This is a genomic window from Methanococcus voltae (assembly GCF_017875395.1).
GTDB classification, from domain to species: Archaea; AGJL01; Methanococci; order Methanococcales; family Methanococcaceae; genus Methanococcus; species Methanococcus voltae_C.
In genome coordinates this window covers 74,309-93,724 of sequence record NZ_JAGGMO010000008.1, presented here as the reverse complement: position 1 = coordinate 93,724, position 19,416 = coordinate 74,309, and the positions used below count along the sequence as shown (strand labels likewise).

General features: G+C 31.7%; 18 protein-coding genes and 1 pseudogene. 6 read left to right on the top strand and 13 right to left on the bottom strand.

Translation table 11 applies throughout. From position 1 onward, the window contains the following. Positions 1-2: 2 nt before the first annotated feature. Both trpC and J2127_RS08530 read right to left on the bottom strand, forming a co-directional pair. Positions 3-749, bottom strand: coding sequence for an indole-3-glycerol phosphate synthase TrpC (trpC, locus tag J2127_RS08000; protein ID WP_348635426.1), 747 nt, complete (start codon positions 747-749; stop codon positions 3-5). A 270-nt stretch (positions 750-1,019) separates the two neighbouring features. Continuing rightward, complete coding sequence (locus tag J2127_RS08530; protein ID WP_281063940.1) at positions 1,020-1,151, bottom strand: hypothetical protein; 132 nt, start codon at positions 1,149-1,151, stop codon at positions 1,020-1,022. Positions 1,152-1,398: 247 nt separating this feature from the next. Here J2127_RS08530 and J2127_RS07995 point away from each other — a divergent pair, with 247 nt between their 5' ends. Continuing rightward, positions 1,399-1,782: a pyrimidine dimer DNA glycosylase/endonuclease V gene (locus J2127_RS07995; protein ID WP_209733037.1), complete on the top strand. Its 384-nt coding sequence runs from the start codon at positions 1,399-1,401 to the stop codon at positions 1,780-1,782. Positions 1,783-2,030: 248 nt separating this feature from the next. Here the strand turns inward: J2127_RS07995 and J2127_RS07990 are convergent, their stop codons facing one another. The 5 genes and pseudogenes from J2127_RS07990 to J2127_RS07970 form a co-directional block, all read right to left on the bottom strand. Next, positions 2,031-3,995, bottom strand: coding sequence for a CoB--CoM heterodisulfide reductase iron-sulfur subunit A family protein (locus J2127_RS07990; RefSeq protein WP_209733036.1), 1,965 nt, complete (start codon positions 3,993-3,995; stop codon positions 2,031-2,033). 208 nt (positions 3,996-4,203) lie between these two features. Continuing rightward, a pseudogene (locus tag J2127_RS07985) lies at positions 4,204-4,608 on the bottom strand (4Fe-4S binding protein); the annotation flags it as partial. A gap of 220 nt (positions 4,609-4,828) precedes the next feature. Continuing rightward, a complete protein-coding gene (locus tag J2127_RS07980; RefSeq protein ID WP_209733034.1) occupies positions 4,829-6,250 on the bottom strand; it encodes a Ni/Fe hydrogenase subunit alpha in 1,422 nt (473 codons plus the stop codon). Positions 6,251-6,507: 257 nt separating this feature from the next. Then, on the bottom strand, positions 6,508-7,419 hold the full coding sequence (locus tag J2127_RS07975) for a F420-nonreducing hydrogenase (protein WP_209733033.1): 912 nt from the start codon (positions 7,417-7,419) through the stop codon (positions 6,508-6,510). Positions 7,420-7,502: 83 nt separating this feature from the next. Then, on the bottom strand, positions 7,503-7,940 hold the full coding sequence (locus J2127_RS07970; protein WP_209733032.1) for a hydrogenase iron-sulfur subunit: 438 nt from the start codon (positions 7,938-7,940) through the stop codon (positions 7,503-7,505). 444 nt (positions 7,941-8,384) lie between these two features. Here J2127_RS07970 and frhA point away from each other — a divergent pair, with 444 nt between their 5' ends. From frhA to frhB, 4 genes are all read left to right on the top strand, one after another. Beyond that, on the top strand, positions 8,385-9,617 hold the full coding sequence (gene frhA / locus J2127_RS07965; protein ID WP_209733031.1) for a coenzyme F420 hydrogenase subunit alpha: 1,233 nt from the start codon (positions 8,385-8,387) through the stop codon (positions 9,615-9,617). Positions 9,618-9,761: 144 nt separating this feature from the next. Then, on the top strand, positions 9,762-10,259 hold the full coding sequence (gene frhD, locus J2127_RS07960) for a coenzyme F420-reducing hydrogenase, FrhD protein (protein WP_209733030.1): 498 nt from the start codon (positions 9,762-9,764) through the stop codon (positions 10,257-10,259). 224 nt (positions 10,260-10,483) lie between these two features. After that, complete coding sequence (frhG, locus tag J2127_RS07955; RefSeq protein WP_209733029.1) at positions 10,484-11,212, top strand: coenzyme F420 hydrogenase subunit gamma; 729 nt, start codon at positions 10,484-10,486, stop codon at positions 11,210-11,212. A gap of 77 nt (positions 11,213-11,289) precedes the next feature. Next, a complete protein-coding gene (frhB, locus tag J2127_RS07950) occupies positions 11,290-12,138 on the top strand; it encodes a coenzyme F420 hydrogenase subunit beta (protein WP_209733028.1) in 849 nt (282 codons plus the stop codon). A gap of 101 nt (positions 12,139-12,239) precedes the next feature. On the opposite strand, the gene pstB is transcribed toward frhB, so the two are convergent. The 6 genes from pstB to J2127_RS07920 all read right to left on the bottom strand — a co-directional run bounded on the left by pstB (position 12,240) and on the right by J2127_RS07920 (position 18,034). Continuing rightward, positions 12,240-13,136: a phosphate ABC transporter ATP-binding protein PstB gene (pstB, locus tag J2127_RS07945; protein WP_432442932.1), complete on the bottom strand. Its 897-nt coding sequence runs from the start codon at positions 13,134-13,136 to the stop codon at positions 12,240-12,242. Between the two features lie 74 nt (positions 13,137-13,210). Then, the gene (gene pstA / locus J2127_RS07940; protein WP_209733049.1) at positions 13,211-14,044 is read right to left on the bottom strand and encodes a phosphate ABC transporter permease PstA; all 834 of its coding nucleotides are present in this window, start codon (positions 14,042-14,044) and stop codon (positions 13,211-13,213) included. Between the two features lie 213 nt (positions 14,045-14,257). After that, positions 14,258-15,199 carry a phosphate ABC transporter permease subunit PstC gene (gene pstC / locus J2127_RS07935; RefSeq protein ID WP_209733027.1) on the bottom strand — a complete coding sequence of 314 codons (942 nt, stop codon included), beginning with the start codon at positions 15,197-15,199 and terminating at the stop codon, positions 14,258-14,260. A 113-nt stretch (positions 15,200-15,312) separates the two neighbouring features. Then, a complete protein-coding gene (locus J2127_RS07930) occupies positions 15,313-16,149 on the bottom strand; it encodes a phosphate ABC transporter substrate-binding protein (RefSeq protein WP_209733026.1) in 837 nt (278 codons plus the stop codon). Positions 16,150-16,407: 258 nt separating this feature from the next. Continuing rightward, positions 16,408-16,704, bottom strand: a complete 297-nt coding sequence (locus J2127_RS07925) for a hypothetical protein (RefSeq protein WP_209733025.1) — start codon at positions 16,702-16,704, stop codon at positions 16,408-16,410. A 232-nt stretch (positions 16,705-16,936) separates the two neighbouring features. Further along, entirely contained in the window at positions 16,937-18,034 is a 1,098-nt protein-coding gene (locus J2127_RS07920; RefSeq protein ID WP_209733024.1) for a hypothetical protein, read from the bottom strand. 374 nt (positions 18,035-18,408) lie between these two features. Here J2127_RS07920 and J2127_RS07915 point away from each other — a divergent pair, with 374 nt between their 5' ends. Then, positions 18,409-19,386, top strand: a complete 978-nt coding sequence (locus tag J2127_RS07915; RefSeq protein ID WP_209733023.1) for a bile acid:sodium symporter family protein — start codon at positions 18,409-18,411, stop codon at positions 19,384-19,386. Positions 19,387-19,416: the final 30 nt, after the last annotated feature.

Here is a 19,416-nt window from a genome sequence, read left to right as displayed (position 1 = left end):
TTTCAGTCATATTTTCCCCTTACAAAGCTTTCAACAAACTCTTTCTGTATTTTAAAGTCTGCTTTCATAAATGACGTGCCAACCAATACGGCGTCAGCATATTTTAAAGCAGTGTTTAAATCGTTTAAATTAGAAATTCCGCTTTCACTAACTAGTATTCTATCTTTAGGTATTAAATTAGCTAATTTTTCAGTTAAAGATACCGTCCCGTCATCAAGTTCTAATTTACGTATGTCTCTGTTGTTTATTCCAATCATAGAAGTTTTTGTATTCTTCGCAATTTCTATTTCCTGCGCATTGTGTACTTCAACGAGTGTATCGAGTCCACAGCTGTTTGCATAATCCACAAATTCAGCTGTTTCTTCGCTTAATAGCCTTGGAATTAATAGTATTGTGCTGGCTCCTGCTTCTGCAGTTTTTTCAATTTCGTCTTTTGCAGTGATAAAATCCTTTCTAAGTACGGGAAGTTCCGTATTTTTACAAATTTTCTTAAATACTTCAAAGTCTCCATTGAAATATTGTTTATCCGTGATATAAGAAATTCCAACAGCTCCAGCTTCTTCATATATATTTAATATATCCAATTCGTTCCTTTGTTTTAGTAAATCGCCGTATTTAGGAGAATGAACTTTAATTTCTGCAATTACTGCATTTTTATTGGTTTTATTCTTTTCATCCATATTATTCTTTTTATTCGATTTATTGCAATTTTTTATGGCATTCGCCTGTCTTTTAAAATTTATCATGATAATCAGCCTTAAATTTTCGTTAATTTAGATGTAGTTGGTTAAATTTACTAAATTTTTAAGTTTAATTAACTAAAATTTGTAAATCTAAATATATTAATTGTACAATATATTTGCATAAAATAGTAATTAAACATCTATAAATTTAAATGGTCAAATATATGGATATAATTATTTTAAAATTTATAAATTTTTAGTTAACTACTGCAAAATACAATTAATTTACAATTACCGTTATCGAACTATAGCGTTCGCTAACAAATTACACAGCGATTAGTGCCACCACTGGGATAAAACAACAATTTTTGAATTTAAACTATTTACGTTATTAATTTCATTATTCAAGTCATTTGCATTCATATTTCGGAAACTATCCTTACTCGAGATTTTCGGTATATGATTCATTTTTAAACACCATTGATTTTTATAAACTTTGGTTTTAGTTTGTTTTGATTTTTTACTATTCTATTTTATTCTATTTTATTTTATTATTTATCTTATTTTATTTTATTAATTTTTTTATTCAATATTTACCTATAGAAATCTTATAATATATATACATTATTGTAGATATATTAATACAAGAACAAATGTCAATACTTATTACATGGATTACGATTTTAACAATATTATAAGTTTACAAGGTGCAACTATGGTTAATCAATTTCCTCATTTTCCCGCCGTAGCTTTGTGTCAAAAACACCTTGGAAGTGCGCATGTGGAGAGTCATATGCTTTTAGGCTCTTTAAAACGTAAAAGACAGATAACAAAGCACGTGGAATTTGACCAAGTTGAAGTTGACACCATAAAGGAACGACACGATGAACTAGCAAAAGAAATGATTAGTAGGGGTTACAATCATAAATCAGATTTGGAAGATGTATCGCCACATATAAAACACTTGCCAAAAGATATTTTGCAGAAAAAAGCAGACCGTGGAAACGTTATACACTATTTGCTCTATGTAAAACACTGTTCCGAGTGTAGGAAAAGGTTTGCTATTTACCTTAGGCGATTAATTGAATTAGGTTATTAATAAAATAATTATAATAATTATAATACTAATAATTATAATAATAAAATAAACAATAAAAATATAAAAAAATAGAAATTAATAATATCTTAAAGTAAATTAGTATATACATTATCGTATATGCTTACATATGTTATTTTTTTAAAATCTAAATTGTACTAGTTATACCACTATTTAACTATTTTAACAATTTAAATTAAATTAAGTTAAATTAATTTTAATTTAAAATATTTGGTAGAATGGAGTATTAATTAGAATGAATCTTTAAATGCTCCTTCAATTTGACTGTAAATTTGTCCTGTTTTAAAGTGTGATTGCTCTAGGGCTCCACTCGGACAACCTGCCGCACAAGTACCGCAACCTTTACAGAGTGCAGAAATTACTTCTACAGCCATTTTACCGTCTTTTTCAACAAATCTTGGTGCACCGTAAGGGCATTGTTGTACGCAAATACCGCATGCACCACAAACTTCACTGTCGATGTTTACAACTATAGGTTCAATTTGAACTTCCCCTTGAGCTAATGGAATTGAAGCTCTCGAAGCAGCTGCTGAACCTTGTGCAACTGATGCAGGAATATCTTTAGGACCCTGGCAAGCACCAGCTAAGTACACACCGTCTGTTGCGGTATCTACAGGTCTTAATTTAGGGTGTGCTTCTAAGAAGAATCTGTCCGCACTTCTTGAAATACCGAGTAATTTTTGGATGTCGTCCGCACTTTCTGAAGGCACCATACCAACTGAGAGAACTACTAAATCGTACTCTTTTTCAGATATTTCACCTAAAAGTGTATCTTCAGCTCTAATCACTGGGTTATCACTATCAACATCTTGCAATACTTGTGCAGGTCTTCCTCTAATAAATTGAATACCGTACTGTTTCGCACTTCTTTCGTAGAATTCTTCGTATGCTTTACCGAATGCCCTAATATCCATATAGTAGATATCGATATCTGTTTCAGGTGATTTTTCTTTGATTAACTGTGAGTTTTTCATTGCATACATACAACAAACGTTTGAACAGTATCTGTGACCTGTTTTAGCATCTCTTGAACCGACACATTGAATGAATGCGATTCTTTTTGGTTTTTGACCATCGCTAGGTCTAATTACTTTACCTAGCGTAGGACCGGATGCGTTAATCATTCTTTCTAATTCCATCGCAGTCACAACGTTAGGGTAAACTCCGTAACCGTATTCTTCTTTTTCGGTTGGGTCGTATGGGTCGTAACCTGTCGCATTAATGATTGAACCTACGTCAGCTTCAATGATTTCTGGTTTTTGTTTGTAGTCAATTGCTTGAGGGCCACAAACTCTTGAACAAAGACCACAATCTATACAGTGTTCCATATCAATGGTGTATTTTGCAGGTACCGCTTGTGGGAATGGTTTGTAGATTGCCTTTCTCATTCCAAGTCCCATGTCAAATTCATTTGGAACGCTAATAGGACATACTTCAGCACAAGAACCGCAACCGGTACATTTCTCTTCACTTAAGTATCTTGGCTTTTTCTCAATTTTAACTGTGAAGTTACCTATGTAACCTTTTACTTCTTTTACTTCAGAGTATGAGTATAATTTAATTTTAGGGTGTTTTGCAACATCTACCATCTTAGGAGCAAGGATACAAATTGAACAGTCGTTAGTAGGGAATGTTTTATCGAGTTGCGCCATTCTACCTCCAACTGATGGGGTTTTTTCTACAACGATTGTTTCAAAACCTGCGTCACCTAAATCAAGAGCTGCCTGGATACCTGCAACCCCTGCACCGATAACGAGTGCTCTTTTGGTCACTGGTACGTTAAGGTAGTCCAATGGTTCTAAGCCTCTTGATTTTGCTACGGCCATTCTTACAAGATCGTTTGCTTTTTCAGTAGCTTTTTCTTTATCTTTCATGTGAACCCACGAACAGTGTTCCCTAATGTTAGCGAACTCAAATAAAAATGGGTTTAATCCAGCTTCTGCAACACATCTCCTAAATGTAGGTTCGTGAAGTCTTGGTGAACAAGCTGCTACAATAACTCTGTTTAACCCTAGCTCTTTGATATCTTTTTTAATCATTTCTTGCCCCGGGTCTGCACACATATATTTGTAGTCTCTTGCAATTACTACGTTTTCGAGTCCTTCGGCAGTTTTAGCTACGTTTTCGCAGTCTACAACTCCGCCTATGTTAACACCACAATGGCAAACATAAACTCCAATTCTTGGTTCTTCCATAATATCACCGATATTTTGGCTATATAATTAATTTTAATGGTTATTTTATACTTATTTTATATTATTTTATATTATTTTATAATTTAAAGATAGGAATGGTAATATCTTAATTTAATTTGGTATTTTTAATATAATATCGTAAAATTTTACATATTAAATATGTTAATAAATATATCAATTTTCTTAATACCTACATTTATCAAAAAAATTATTTTAATGATAAAGCGTTCTTTTTGGTTTTGTCACAAGCATCTATACATTTAAGACACATTACGCAAAATCCTTTGAGTTTGTATTCTTCATTTAATTTTAATACATTTTGTGGACAGATTTCAACACAAGTACCGCAACTATCACAGAGACTTGGGGTAAATTCAATCCTGTCGTATTCTTTTTCGTTATGTACAATTTTTCCCATTTTTAAAGCTTCTGTTGGGCATGCAGATACGCAAGTTCCACATAAATCGCACATTTTAAATTCATTTGCTCTTTCGGTTTTAGCCCTAGATGGTAATTCAAGACCTTTTGGGTTCACAACCATTATAGCATCATTTGGGCATTTTATCGCACAAGGACCACAATATTCACATTTCTCTTTGTCCCAATTGATACCATTTGTTCCGTCGCATGAATTAGCTGAATCACAGCAACTGCACTTGTTCTCTGAATTTAAGTTAGTCATAAACATCCCCTACTATGTAAATGTATTATTCAATTCAATTCTATAGCATAATTCTATAGCATGATCGTACTACGTTTAGCAATACTCGTATTTATACCAGTATTTAACAATTATTTATTATTAATTTAGTTACTAATCAGTAAATTACCGATTATAATGTTTTAATTAATTTTCCGCCTTGGTAAACATCCATGGATAACATTTTAGGTTCTTCACCGATGGTGTGTGTTGCACAGGATAAGCAAGGGTCGTAAGCTCTAATAACCATTTCCATATGGTTTAAAATATGAGGCTTTGCGTCTTCCGGTGTTTTGATGTATTTTTCAGCAACTTTTTGAACTCCGATGTCCATTGCAGGGTTATTTTGAACGGTAGCAACAACTAAGTTAGTATCGTTAATAATTCCTTTATCGTCGGTTTTGAAGTGGTGGATTAAAGTACCTCTTGGAGCTTCAACGCAACCAACACCTTCGCCCACAATATCGTTAGCTTCAGCTCTAACATCTGTTCCAACGATTTTATCGTCTTCTAAGAATTTTCTGATTAATTCTGAACTTGATAATAATTCAATTAATCTTGCATAGTGGAATAACATAGGTTGATGTGCAGGTTTTCCATATGTTTGAACAAATTCTTCGTAGTATTTTTGAGCAAGTGGTGTAGGCATTTTATCGCATACGTTTAATCTTGAGAGTGTATTAACTCTATACGCCCCATTTCCTTCGCCTTCCCCTTTTTCAGTTAAGTACGGGAATTTTAAGTATGAATAAGGTCTTACTCCTTCTGAAATATAGTTTGCATACTCTGCAGGATCGAATTCGTATTCGGTTTTACCTTCAGCGTTTACGACTCTAATATTTCCTTCATAGATGTCTTGAGCGCCTTTATTTACTAAACCCATGTGGTAGGATTCGAAATATCCGAGGTCCATTAAGTCTTTTTCTTTTAAGCTTTCAACCATCTGTTTTCCGACGTTTAATGTTCTTTCAGCTGTTTCAACAAGATTATCAGATAAAGTTAAAAGTTCATCTCTTTCTTCTTCGGTTAGTGGTTTTGATTGACCGCCTACTATCGCAGTTACTGGGTGAATTGCTCTACCGCCTACTTTTTGAACGATAGTTTGACCTACTTTTCTCATTGCAATTGCATCTTTCACTATGTCCATATTTTCCCCGGCAACGCCTAAAAGGTTTCTTTTTAAAGCGTCATCCGTAGTTGGGAACATTAAATCTGGAGATGCGAGCATACCAAAGTGTAAAGCGTGACTGTGCACGTTTGAACCTTGTTGCATTAAATTTCTAAGCATATCTGCTGTTTCAGGTATTTTTACACCAAATACGTTATCAACTGCTTTAGCACTTGCTAAATGGTGTGAAACTTGACAAATTCCACAGATTCTCGGGGTGAATATTGGTGCATCTTCAATATATCTCCCTTCTAAGAATTTTTCAAAACCTCTAACTTCCACAACGTGAAAATTGACTTTGTCGAGCTTTCCGCTATCATCAAATGATAACGTAACCTTACCGTGTCCTTCAACCCGAGTAACAGGTTCTATTGACAATTTTGTCATTATATCACCATATATGATAATCCATAATTTTTAATTTTAAACTATTCGTTTTATTTTAATTTATTTTAATTTTAAAGTAGATTGGTATTATTTTATAGTCATTTTATAGTCAAATAATATAATTGTCTATTTTAATCAATTTATTTTACTAAATTCCCCATATTGAGTTTATAACCAATTTAATTTAAATTAAATTAAATAAGGAAATATGAGTTATTAACCACTTAACAATTTTAATTATTTTTAATTATTTTTAATTATTTTTTATTTCTATCGTTTTTCACAGGAATTAACGCACTAGGGAGTGTAAATTTATAAAAACTACCTACTTTGTCAATCATTTTGTTTGGAAGTTCCTTAGGATCCATTTCTTTATCATCATCAACTTTATAGTCGGAAGCTAACGCAGATATCATTTTAGCACCTTGGTCTACAACTTTATCGGTTGGACCGTAGCAACCAGTACAGGGAACGCCTGCACTTGGACATATGGCACCACAAGCTGCTCTTGTAGCAACACCCATGCAAACGTAACCTTGTTCAAGTAAACATTTTTTAGGGTCGATTTCGCCTTCGTAATTTCTCTTAAGCTCGCCTACAACAACCCCTTCGCTACTTTTTTCTCTAGGGCACACTTCGCACATGTTTTTATTTGATAATTCAGGTTCTTTGCCTTCTAAAAGTGAAGTCAATACACTTGCGATTAACTCTGGTTTAGGAGGGCATCCTGGAAGTATGTAATCAACGTCAATAACTTGTGAGAGGGGTGTTACTCTCGAAGTTAATGCAGGTACTTCTTCGTTTGGAATGATACCTTCATCATTTTTAGTAGTAATTGTCGTTTTGTACGCTTTTTCGAGCAATTCTTCGTTTGAGTAAAGGTTACCCATACCTGGGATACCACCGTAAACTGCACAAGTACCGAAAGCAATTACAACTTTCGCTTTTTTTCTCATTTCTTTTGCAATATGAAGGTTTTCTTCGTTTCTAACCCCACCTTCGATTAATGCAACATCTATGTCATCAGGTATTTCTTTAACATCCATTAAAACAGGGCTGTGGACTAATTCAACTTGTTCTAAAATGCCTAATAAGTCTTCATGTAAATCTAAAAGACTAATGTGGCAACCAGAACAACATCCAAGCCATGTAGTAGCTATTTTAACCATGAAACCACCGTATGTATTAGTTCAGTATTAGTTCAGTATTAATTTATAATACTAGTATATTTTAAATCAAATCGGTTTATTTATTATTCTTCGTCTATACTGCCCGTATTTTCTTTTAAAGTACAAGGACCCATAGCTTTTATTTTATCGTAGATATCATTCATTGCAATTTGGAATTTTTCACCTTCAGAAGCTGAAATCCATTCGTGCATGACTCTTTCTCTTTCGATACCAAGTTCTTCGAGCATATCGTAGAGCATCATAACTCTTCTTTGCCATTTGTAGTTACCTGCATCGTAGTGACAGTCTCCAAGGTGACAACCACCGATGAATACACCATCAGCGCCTTCTTTGAATGCTTTTAATATGAATGATGGTTCGATTCTGCCTGAGCACATCACTCTAATGATTCTGATGCTTGGAGGATATTGCATTCTCCCAACACCTGCTGTATCTGCACCACCATAAGTACACCAGTTACAACAAAAACCGACAATTTTCGGTTCCCAGTTTTCAGCCACATTTTCACCTCATTAGATAATCTAATATAGTCAATAGTTATTCTAATTTCTCATATGTGTATAACGTTACCTAATATATATAATACAATTTTTAAAACGAAATCAAAAGGTTTATATAGAAAATTTTAAAGACATTATATTGAATTATTAATATGGTTAATAATATTTCTAATATCTATTAATTATAGAAATACCATATTAAATTTTTTAATAAATATTTGAATGTTTAATGACATGTGAAATTCTGGGCTAAATATAGTCTAGATATAGACTAAATAAAATGACTAATTTGTGACTTTTAATAAAAATATGTGTAAAAAATGCTTAAAAATTAAAAACTTAAAATACCGATAAATATCTCTTAAATTAAAAATTTTAAATTAAAATGTGGTTAAATAAAAAATAAATAGAATACTAATTGTGGCTTAACAAATAGGTGATTTAATGGGAAAAACTGTTGAAATTAACCCGACAACCAGACACGAAGGTCATACAAAACTTGTTTTGAAAGTAGATGACGATGGAATCGTAGAGAAAGGTAACTATTTAAGTGTAACGCCAGTAAGAGGCTTTGAAAAGTTTTTAGTAGGTAAACCGGCGGAATTTGCACCTATTGCAGTTTCAAGATTTTGTGGTATTTGCCCTATTGCACACGCTACATCAGCTGTGGAAGCAATTGAAGACGCTTGTGGTATTGTACCTCCAAAAGATGGATTATTATTAAGAGAATTAACCGGAATCGGGAACAAAATGCACTCACACCCATTACATGAATTTTTAATTGCTCCTGATTTTATACCTGAAAAAGACCGTGTTGAATACATCACAAGAATTCAGCAGATGAGAAAAACCGGTCAATATATTGTTGATACAATAGGTGGGGAAGCAATCCACGCTCCAAACATTAAAGTGGGCGGTATGTTAAAAAGCATTACTCCTTCAGCAGCTTCAAAAATATACTACAAATGTAAAGAATTTGAAAAATTAGCAAAAGAACAGCTCGAATATTTAATTCCTATTTTTGAAAATAGAACACTAGTTGATGGAACAGAAATTCCTGAAAAATTAGGATACCACGACTTTGGATATTTAGCTACTGACTCCACATATGGAAATAGGGAAAATATAGACCAGAAAAAGGTACACGAGTATACGCCATACGATGTATATGAAAAAGAAGTAGCAGTACAAGCTTGTACAACAATCCCAAGGTATAACGGTAGATTGATGGAAGTAGGTCCACGTGCAAGATTTGCGAAATTCCACGATTTCAAGGAAAAAGGTGCGATGGCAATACATATTGCAAGAGCTTACGAAAACGTTGTGCACGTAAAAAGAGCGATGGAAATAGTCGACGAATTAAACGTGGACGGTCCAACAAGAGCAAAAGACCCTATTTTGGGAGATGGTGAAAAATTAGGTCTTGGAGTTCACGAAGCTGCTAGAGGTCACAACACCCACCAAGCTTCAATAGACGAAAAAGGTAGAATTACCTATTACAACGCAATTGTAGCAACCACATGGAATATTCCATTAATTGGTAAAGCGGTAGAAGGTACGCACTATAAATTCGCTGAACACGTTGTAAGAGCCTACGACCCGTGTGTTTCCTGTGCAACTCACATGATATCCTTAGATTACGATAATAAGGTTGTAAATGAGAAATACTTCAAATAAAAATATAAAAAAATATTATAAAAATATTATAAAAATATAATAACAATACAATAATTAATTTAAATCTATAAATATATTTTATAAACCATATGTAAACTACATATAAACTATAATTGTATACTACCAAACTAAAAATGGTGAATTATGCCAGGATACTTAAATAAAGAGATATTAGTACTTGGATGTGGTAACATCCTTTTTGGGGACGATGGATTTGGATACCATATAATAAACAGATTAAATGAATTAAAAGAGCAATATCCTATCTTAAATTCCGAAAAAATACAACTCATTGACGCAGGTACGGGAGCTTCTCACTTTATTTTATCATTAATAGATGGAGAAACCCCTTTAAGAAAGATTGTAATTGCAGATATTATTGACTATGGTTTAGAACCAGGGACCTTGAAAAAACTATATGTTGAAGATATACCAAATCTTCCTAAATATCACGTGGATGCCCACGATATGCCATTAGCAGGTATGTTAAGAGAAATTAACGATGATTACGGGGTTGAGATTGTAGTTATCGGATGTCAACAAAAACGAGTTACGGCACCGGACATATTACTTGAATTATCGGATGAAGTAACCAATTCAATCGATGATGCGGTTAAAATGATAATTGAAGAATTAAATTAGACTAAATAATTAAATAAATAGTCTAAAATAATCTAAAATAATCTAAAAACATGTTTTTAGTCCTTCTTTAAATTTAATTTTAAATTTAAAATATATTTATGGATGTATTATACTAAATTACTAAATTACTAAATGGACTATAAATTGACTATTAATGAGTTAATAAATTAATTTAACTAAGTTTTAGAATAAATAAAATAAATTATATCGATAATGGTGATATAGTGGTAAGAATTGCCCATATACACATGAGTGGTTGTACAGGATGTTTAATATCCCTTACAGATACCTATGAAAAATTACTTGATATTTTAGGGTCTGTTGAGTTAGTTTATGCGTTAACGTTGGCTGATGAAAAAACAGAAATCACAGAAACCGATGATAAAATATTAATCGAAAGAAAAATACCGGAAGGTATAGATATAGCATTAGTTGAGGGTAGCGTGTGTTTAGATGATCCTCACGCAATGGATGATATATTAACCACCCGTAAGAACTCAAAAATTGTTGTAGCACTCGGAGCTTGTGCAGCTTCTGGCGGAGTTACTAGATTTGCGAGAGGCGGTCAAATGTCACAACCTAGTCACGCTTCATTTGTACCGATTGGTGACGTGATTAAAGTAGATTTAGCACTTCCAGGATGCCCTCCTTCCACAGAATCAATTGTAAAATTGCTTACAGCAGCTCTAGAAGGAGATATGGAATATTTAGAACCGTTCGCAGAAATTGCAAAATATGGAAAAGATGCTTGCGGATGCGATGTAATTAAAGAAGTTATTAATAAATCGCTCTGTATGGGTTGCGGGACTTGTGCAGCAGCTTGCCAAGTTAATGCAATAGATATGGTCGAAGGAAAACCAAACATTAATTCAGAATTCTGTATAAAATGTGGAATTTGTAGTGCTCAATGTCCAAGAGTTAGATTCCCAGAAATAATTCGAAAACTTGAATAAATACAGATAAACGGAAAATAAAGGAAAAAAACTCAATAAAATAATGAAATACGCTCATATTTCTTAGAGGTGGTATTTTGAACCCATTTGGAAATTATAAAACGGTAATATCTGCAAGAGCCACAGATAAAGAAATTTTAAAAAAGGCACAAGATGGTGGTATCGTATCCGCAGCTTACATATATGGCTTAGAAAGTAAACTTCTCGATGGTGTAATTGTTGCAAACACCGAAGATGGATTTAATGCAGCTCCAAAAGTTGCTACAACCCCTGAAGAAGTTTTAAATGCTGCAGGTACAAAATATACTGTATCACCTAATGTATCAGTTTTAAAAGACGCCGTTAGGGAATATGCACTCGAAAAGGTAGGTATTGTAGGAACACCTTGCCAAGTGCAGGCTATAAGAAAATTAATCAAGTATCCTATGGGATTTAGGCACACAGATTCGAAAATTGCTTTAGTAATGGGTATATTCTGTATGGAAAACTTTTCATACGAAGGTATGAAAGCAATCGTAGAAGAGTACGCGGGCATCAGAATGGATGATGTTTTAAAAACAGACATCGGAAAAGGTAAATTTTGGGTATACTCAAAATACGGTGATGTAAAATCCGTTAAATTGAAAGATACACATATGTATGAACAAAAATCCTGCCATATTTGCACCGATTACACTGCAGAACTTGCAGATATCTCAACAGGTTCAGTGGGTAGTCCAGATGGCTGGAGTACCATATTTGTAAGAACTGAAAAAGGTGAAGCATACTTAAACAAAATGGTTGAAGCGGGCGTCTTAGAAACTAAAAATATCGAGGACGTACAACCAGGTTTGGATTTAGTGCAAAAACTCTCATTGCAGAAAAAAGAGAAAAATGAAAAAGAAATAGCTCATAGAATGGAATTAGGATTACCTGTTCCTTACTAAAATTATTTCTTTTATTCATTTATTCTTTATTTATTCATTCTTCATTTTATTATCTAAAATATTTAACTTATTTAACTTATTTAAATTATTAAATTATTAAATTATCCAAATATTCCTTTTATATAATTTTCAGTATACTTATTTTTTGGATTATTGAATAAATCATCAGTTTTTCCAAATTCTACAACGTTTCCATTCATAAAAAATCCAGTGTAGTCAGAAACTCTTTTTGCTTGTTGCATATTATGTGTAACGATTACGATAGTATAATCTTTTTTAAGTTCTTTAATTAATTCTTCGATTTTAAGCGTGGAAATCGGGTCTAATGCTGAACAAGGTTCGTCCATGAGTATAATTTCAGGAGAAACTGCAATACATCTTGCAATACATAATCGTTGCTGTTGACCGCCAGATAATTTAAGCGCTGATTTTTGCAATATCTTAACTTTATTAGATTCGTTTGGCTCATCCAAATCATCAAATAACGCCGATTTTTTTAAAGATTCAATTACTAATTCATCTTTTTCTTTTTTAGATAGTTTAGTACCGTGAATTTTAGGTCCGTATGCAATATTCTCATAAATACTCATAGGAAATGGGTTAGGTCTTTGAAATACCATCCCTATCTTTTTTCGTAAGTCTTCCACATCTACATCGTTTATATTGATGTTTTCATACATTATCGTTCCTTTAATTTCCGTATTTTGTATTTCATCGTTCATACGATTTAAACATCTGATAAAGGAGGATTTACCACAACCACTAGGGCCAATTAAAGCAGTAACCTTATTTTTGTAAATTGGCATATCTACATCAAATAAAACTTGTTTATCCCCATATTTTAAGTTTAATTTTTTTACGTCGATTATTGTGTCAATTATTATGTCTTTTAATTCATTATTTTCAATATCGGTATTAGTACTGGTATTCATATTGGTATTATTATCAATATTCATATTTTCATTTCCAATATTTTCATTTGACATCGTTGTCACCATAATTACACCAAATTTCAGTATTCTATTTGTTTTATTTTTTATTTTTTATTTTATAGCATACTATATTAATTCAATTAAATGTTAGAATTGTATTTTGCAAATTTTCTTTTTACTAAATTAGATATGATAAATAAAGTAATCATCAAACCCAATAATACGACCGCAATACCGTAAGCAGACGCTAATTCCTGTTGTGTGGAATACTCCGTAGCAGTAATGTATAAATTAAATGAAAGTGTTTCAACTCTGTTTAATAACCCAAAACCAGACGCATATATCGTCGCTGCTGTAAACATTACCGCAGCAGTTTCCTCTGCACTCCTGCCCATTGCCAATATAACTCCAGTTATAATCTGAGGCATGGCAGATGGAACCACTATTTGACGGATTGTTTGCCATTTTGAAGCACCCAAAGCAAGACTACCGTCCCTTATATCGCTTGGAACAGATTTTAAGCCTTCTTCTGTTGCTTTAATGATTATTGGCAATATCATGAATGATAATATAACTCCCCCTACTAATAATGAAGGACCGATAGTTTTAAGCGCTATTGCATACCCGAATATCCCAAATACGATTGAAGGTAAACCTGCTAAGCAGTCTGACGAAAACCTAACAATTTGCGAAAGTTTACTATCTTTTGCGTACTCATAAAGATATATTGCAGATAATACGCCGAAAGGAACTGCAAATACGATGGATAAAGATACTAATGATAAAGTACCAACTATTGCATTGTATATGCTTGCAATAAAGCTAAATGATATTACCCCTATTCCATTGGAGACTATATGCCAAATCATGAAGAATAATATCCCCAATACGGTTAATCCACACAAATAAAATATTGAAAATGCTATTTTTTCTTCAATTTTCCGCTTTTTTGAGTGGGATAAATATTTTGACATTTTCCATTTTCCATTTTCATCTTGTAAATAATTAATATTTTTAGTATTATCCATAGTTACATCACTTATTAATAAATTAATTAAATATTTATTGAGTACTGTATTTTTAAAGCCCTTTTTAGTTAATTTATCTACGTTACTTAATTTACCTAATTTACCGACCATAAATTTTTTCATAAAACTACCCCTTTTGAGTTGTTTTAATTTTAATAGTTAATTATTCAAATTATACTTTGAATTAACGTATTTTGCAATTAAATTTAATGCCATAACCACAATGAGCAAAACAAGACCTGTAGCAAACATTATGTGGTAAATTACCCCACCAGTAGCAGTTTCTTTAATATTAAGTACGATATGGCTTGTTAGTGTTCTAACTGGCTCTAGTGGGGAATTTGGTATCAATGCCCAGTTACCTACAACCATGATGACGGCCATAGTTTCGCCTACAGCCCTTCCAAGTCCCAATATAATGCTTGATATTATGCCGCTAAGTGCAGAAGGTAGGGTTATGTTTTTTAACGTCTGAAATCTTGTTGCCCCTAATGCAAGACTTCCATCTTTTAAGGCACTTGGAACATTCCTCAGTGCATCTTCCGAAAGTGAAACTATAGTTGGTAATATCATAATAGATAATATTATCCCGCCAGATAATGCGCTAAAGCCCGTACCGCCGAAAATGTCCCTTATAAGTGGTATGAGCAATATCATGCCGATAAATCCATAAACTACGGAAGGTATTGTAGCCAATATCTCAATGCAACTTCTAAATATCTTAGAAATATTGTTTGGGATTATTTCTGACAAAAATATGGCGCAACCTACTCCCAAAGGCACTGCAATCAATAACGATAAGAAACTTGTTAGTATGGTACCCACAATCATTGGTAATATCCCGTAGAGCTCTTTTGAGGGCGTCCATTGTCCACCTAATAGGAAATCAAATATATTTAGCTCGGTTACTAGCGGAACTGAATTATATATTAAAAAAATTACTATTGCAAAAATTATCGAACTTGAGAACATTGCAAAAAATTTTAAAGTATATTCGGGAATTTTTTTGTTAAGTTTTTTATGATTCTTCTGATTCTTCTGATTATTTTTGAGATTTGAATTAATGAAATTTGTAAACTTTGTAAAATTCATAATTGGCATAAAATCACCTTTGAAGATAAGAATGAATTAAATGGGTAATTAACAATAATATTTAAAAATTAGATAAAAAATTTATAAATAAATTAATAATTTAGTTTATTTTTTAAGATTAATTAGGCTAATGCAATGTAACCTTTATTTGATACAATTTCTTGACCAGCCGGGCTTTTTACGAAGTTTATAAAGTTACTTTCTACTTCGGTAGGTTCTCCACTGGTGATTAAATATAATGATCTTGAAATTTCATATTTTTCCATTATAACATTTTCTTTTGTAGGTTCTACGCCTTCAAAGTTTAATGTTTTCACAGTATTGTCTATGTAACCGATTGAAACGTAACCGATACCGTATTTATCGCTTTTAACGGAAGATTTCATTGCAGCGTTTGAAGCGACAACTATTGATTTAGGGAATATTTCTTGACCGTCAAGTCCTTTTTTATCAAATACTTCTCTCGTACCGCTTTCTTCATCTCTCGTATATACGTTAATTGTAGCATCGTTACCACCCAATTGTTTCCAGTTGGTTATTTTGCCTGCGTATATGTCCTTTAATTGCTGTTTGGTAATTGAATTAACTGCTGTATTTTCAGGGTTTATTACAACGGCTACACCGTCTTTTGCGATAGTATGTGCTTTTAAATCTGGATAATCTGTGAATTCACTGCTTTTAATGTCTCTTGAACTCATACCAATATTTACTATTTTATTTCCAACTTCGGAAATTCCAAAACCGGAACCTCCGCCAGATACGTCGATTAAAACGTTTTTATCGTCGTAATTTATTACACAATCTTTTATTATTGGCAATACGGTTGTAGAGCCAGATATCTTTAAACTTTGTTTTTGGTTTACTGGGTTACTGCTTGCATCGCCCTCGATACATCCTGAGAATAACAAGACGGAAGATACAACCAATACTGCAAGTACTGTTGAGATTATTTTTTTCAAGAAATCACCTATTGATTTATTGATATTGAGAGTTTTTTGTATGGGCATTTTATGAATTTTAATATATTTCTAAAGAACTTTTGTATACAATATAGTATATAAAAGTTTCTATATATGAATTATATTTCCTAAAATAGGAACTAAATTACTAAAATTATACCGGGTATACAAAATAACATAATTACAAAAATAAAGTAACGATAAAAATAATTTAAAAAACTAATTTAAAAATTGAAAAGAAAGGTTATGAATTGTTATTTAACAAAAAGTTCTATTCGAAACAGGTATGCAAAGCGTTTTACCACAATGTGGGCAAATAATCGTTACTTCATTGGTTTTATAGTTTTCAGGGAATGGTTTTTTACAGTATGGACAGTACCATATTTTTTTACCAGTTTCCTCGCAAGCGCCGATTTCTCCAACCGTAGGGTATTTTTTAAAGGTTACATCGCTTTCAGGGTCTTGGTATTTGAAAAATAAGTCCATCAAACCTTCATATAATTCAATAGCTGACATTTTAATACATTTTTCTCCCTTACAAATAGGACATTCCATTATTCCACCACTTAATTAATTTAGTTGATAAAAATATATCATTGATGATTTATTCTAGTATATTCATATTTCATTACTATTTTGTTATGTGTTTACTACTTATTTAAGCTATGTTAGGTTATGTTTAACATATTTGAAAATATATATTTTTTAATATATATTAGTTATAACCAATACGTCATAATTAATAATTTGTAATTAATAATATGATCATATATAATCAGATTATTGATTATAAGTTTTCACCCTCATATTTTGCCAAAGATTGAATGTAACCATCCATAATCGGCTGTAGCATTTTATTTTTCAATATAATATTTTTTTCAAATTTTAAATTGATATAGAGTACAAAATATTCTGCTATAAACTCATTAAATTCAGCTAAACCATTTCTTATATATTTATCCACATAATTATTGTAATAATCTATTTCTTCCTGATTTTCAAATGATAACTCGTATATATCTTCTTTTCCAGGGTATTTTTTTAGAATATTTATTATTGCCAAACTAAAATTTAAATTAGGGTCATTTGGGAAATATTCTAATTTTTTAGAAATAACTTCAGAAAATTTTTCCAAATCTGAATCATTTAGACTATTTATGAGATTTATGCACAATGAGGAATCCCTACGAAGCTGTTCGATATAATACTCCCGCCAATCGTATTTATCAGAATTCAGATTATTTCGAGGTATTACATTTAACTCCTGCAATATAACTTCTTTGGTAATCTGCTCCAACAAATCTTTAGGATTTCCCAGTAGTTTAAAGAACGATATAAAGATTACTTTTTTTGCACCATTTCTTTTTAATTTATTTTTTAAGTCTTTAAGATAATCTTCTTCAATATCCAACAAATTAAACAATATAATATTTTTTCTGAATATGTGGCTTTTTAAGTCGCTATTTTCTATATTTATATCATATAAATTATTTAATTTAACATATTTAAAAATTTCATTGCAAAAATTATCATTAAGCGCATCTGCTTTGACTTCCTCGGTTCCTATACGCATATTTTTGTTTATCGTATTATAAAACGTAGGAATTTTTAACAATATTGATTCTTTTAAAAATTTTTCATCAAATTCATAATTGATTGAATTTACAATTATATCCACATAATTATTAAAGTTTTTTTCACCCTGTAACTCATTCATAATTTGAATAAATTCATCATCAAATATTAATTCATAATTTGGTTTATTGTTTTTACTATATTCACTGTTTTTGTGTCCGTTTTCGTTTTCGGTTTCTTTTTCATAACAATACGATATATGATAACTTACCATTCCTTTCGAATTATCTTTTATCTTAAATCGATACATAATATCCCCTGTCAGATATGAGATTAGAGCCAATAATAAAGATTCTAATTTTTTAGATAATCTATACTATATATTATTTTTTTCGTACAATATATAGGTTATTAAAATAAAAATAAAATAGATACGATGTAAAAATAAAATAGAAATTTTAAAGTTTCTTTGATATATTTATATATGATGAGTAATTATATTATTTTGACTTCAATTTATAATGATTAATCATTACAATTTAATTATAAATAACTTATGAGATAAAAATATTAGATATAATGTTAGATAGAATTAGATAGAATTAGATAGAATTAGATAGAATTAGATAGATTATTAAAATAGTAATTGTGTTATAGATTTAGATTTTGTTATTAGGTGATTTTATGTACCAAATATTAACCATTTTTTCAGACGTCTTTGAAAGTATAAAAAGACTTGCGGAAAATTACTTTGCATTGTGGGTTATATTGGGCTCAATTATCGGATTTTTCAATGCAGATGTTTTTTCCTGGGCGTTACCTCACATATCATTATTTTTGGGAATAATAATGTTTGGAATGGGCATGAGCCTAAAATTTGATGATTTTAAAATAGTTTTACAGAGACCAAAAGATGTATTCTTAGGTATGGGTTTACAATTTACTTTAATGCCTCTTTTAGCATATATTATTGCATTAGCTTTACAATTACCCCCAGAATTAGCAGTAGGTGTTATATTATTAGGTTGTTGTCCAGGTGGGACGGCTTCAAACGTGATTACATATCTTGCTAGAGGGGATGTAGCACTTTCTGTGGCAATAACAACATTTTGCACGGTAGTTTCGCCGTTAATAACACCAATATTGACTTTAATACTTGCTCATCAATGGGTGGGGATTCCCGCATCTTCGATGATACAGTCGATATTTTTAATAGTACTTTTACCAGTAACCTTGGGCTTAATATTAAATGGATTAATGGGCAAAAAATTAGAGCCTTTTAGGTCATCAATGCCCCTAGTATCAGTGGTAGCTATTATATTAATTGTTGGAGCGATTATTGGAGTAAATGCGGATAAAATAGTAACTTCAGGACTTTTAGTATTGCTCGCAGTTATTTTGCACAATGGGCTTGGCTTATTAATAAGTTATGGAATTACTAAAAAATTGGGCATATCTGAAGCTAAAAGAAGAGCTATAGTCGTAGAAGTGGGCGTTCAAAATTCTGGTTTATCTGTCGCATTAGCTACGCAATATTTCTCGCCATTTTCAGCAGTACCTGGTGCAATATTCAGCGTTTGGCATAATATAACCGGTCCTTTATTGGCAAATTATTGGACTAAAAAAGATAGAGAATTAGAAGAAAAAAATGCTGAAAAATAAAATTAAATAAGAATAAAATTAAATAAGAAT

Excerpts from the sequence above, each read along its gene's own strand:
- J2127_RS07920 (WP_209733024.1), bottom strand. The coding sequence starts at position 18,034 with ATGTATCGATTTAAGATAAAAGATAATTCGAAAGGAATGGTAAGTTAT.
- J2127_RS07990 (WP_209733036.1), bottom strand. The coding sequence starts at position 3,995 with ATGGAAGAACCAAGAATTGGAGTTTATGTTTGCCATTGTGGTGTTAAC.
- J2127_RS07915 (WP_209733023.1), top strand. The coding sequence starts at position 18,409 with ATGTACCAAATATTAACCATTTTTTCAGACGTCTTTGAAAGTATAAAA.
- pstB (WP_432442932.1), bottom strand. The coding sequence starts at position 13,136 with ATGGTGACAACGATGTCAAATGAAAATATTGGAAATGAAAATATGAAT.
- J2127_RS07925 (WP_209733025.1), bottom strand. The coding sequence starts at position 16,704 with ATGGAATGTCCTATTTGTAAGGGAGAAAAATGTATTAAAATGTCAGCT.
- pstA (WP_209733049.1), bottom strand. The coding sequence starts at position 14,044 with ATGTCAAAATATTTATCCCACTCAAAAAAGCGGAAAATTGAAGAAAAA.
- J2127_RS07975 (WP_209733033.1), bottom strand. The coding sequence starts at position 7,419 with ATGGTTAAAATAGCTACTACATGGCTTGGATGTTGTTCTGGTTGCCAC.
- J2127_RS07995 (WP_209733037.1), top strand. The coding sequence starts at position 1,399 with ATGGTTAATCAATTTCCTCATTTTCCCGCCGTAGCTTTGTGTCAAAAA.
- J2127_RS08530 (WP_281063940.1), bottom strand. The coding sequence starts at position 1,151 with ATGAATCATATACCGAAAATCTCGAGTAAGGATAGTTTCCGAAATATG.
- frhA (WP_209733031.1), top strand. The coding sequence starts at position 8,385 with ATGGGAAAAACTGTTGAAATTAACCCGACAACCAGACACGAAGGTCAT.
- frhD (WP_209733030.1), top strand. The coding sequence starts at position 9,762 with ATGCCAGGATACTTAAATAAAGAGATATTAGTACTTGGATGTGGTAAC.
- J2127_RS07980 (WP_209733034.1), bottom strand. The coding sequence starts at position 6,250 with ATGACAAAATTGTCAATAGAACCTGTTACTCGGGTTGAAGGACACGGT.
- pstC (WP_209733027.1), bottom strand. The coding sequence starts at position 15,199 with ATGCCAATTATGAATTTTACAAAGTTTACAAATTTCATTAATTCAAAT.